The sequence below is a fragment of the Promicromonospora kroppenstedtii DSM 19349 genome (assembly GCF_000515355.1).
Taxonomy (GTDB): domain Bacteria; phylum Actinomycetota; class Actinomycetes; order Actinomycetales; family Cellulomonadaceae; genus Promicromonospora; species Promicromonospora kroppenstedtii.
Genome location: NZ_KI911686.1, coordinates 188,999 through 189,814, shown reverse-complemented (window position 1 = coordinate 189,814; position 816 = coordinate 188,999). Strand labels below are relative to the sequence as shown.

2 pseudogenes are annotated in these 816 nt (G+C 73.9%); both read right to left on the bottom strand.

Features of this window, described 5'->3' with window-relative positions:
- Positions 1-189: pseudogene (locus PROKR_RS35105) on the bottom strand (S1C family serine protease); the annotation flags it as partial.
- Between the two features lie 161 nt (positions 190-350).
- Positions 351-816: pseudogene (locus PROKR_RS15510) on the bottom strand (2-succinyl-5-enolpyruvyl-6-hydroxy-3-cyclohexene-1-carboxylate synthase); the annotation flags it as partial.

Sequence of the window (816 nt, the reverse complement as noted above, 5' to 3'; positions counted from 1 at the left end):
CTGCGCACCCTGCGGCGTCGCGCCGTGGGGCGGCGTCGGTACGGGCGCCGTCGACTGCGCGGGGGTCGCGGACTGCTCGGCGCCCGCGTTCGGGACGGGAGCCGAACCGGCGACCGGCAGCTGCTCGGTGGGCTGCGTACCGGACGGCTGCTGCTCCGGCTGCGGCGTGGTGCTGTTCTGGTCGGTCATCGTGACCCTCCTTGAAGTCAGAACTAGTTGACACCCCGTTCCTTGTCCCACGCTTAAACGAGTCTGTGAGTTCCCTGCATATCCCGGGACCGCGCTGAGCGCCGGGTCTCCGCCCCGCCGAGCCGCCCGGAAGGCTGCCCGGAAGGGCGGAAGACCGCCACTCAGCCGAGGCTGGTGCGGATCCGGTCGGCCAGGGTGCGTACCTCCGCCAGGCGGTCGACGCGCGGGACGCGCACCTCGATCACCTGGACGCCGTGGCTCGGCGCCTGCAGCGCGTGCCGCAGCGTCGGCACGTCCTTGACGAGCTGGTGGTCCACGCCGTACCCCGCGCACAGCTGCGCCAGGTTCGCGCCGTGCGGCGTACCGAACACCCGCTCGAAGGTGGCGCTCGCGGCGTCGCCGGTCGCCGCCAGCGCGCCGTGCTCCAGCGTCGCGAAGATCGACCCGCCGTCGTCGTTCACCACCACGATCTCCAGGTCGACCGGCGGTTCGTCGGGCCCGCGGAGCAGGCCGCCGACGTCGTGCAGGAACGTGAGGTCGCCCAGCAGGGCGCGCGTGCGCAGTCCGCGCCGCGCGGCGGCGAGCGCCACGCCGACGGCGGTCGAGACGGTGCCGTCGATGCCCGCC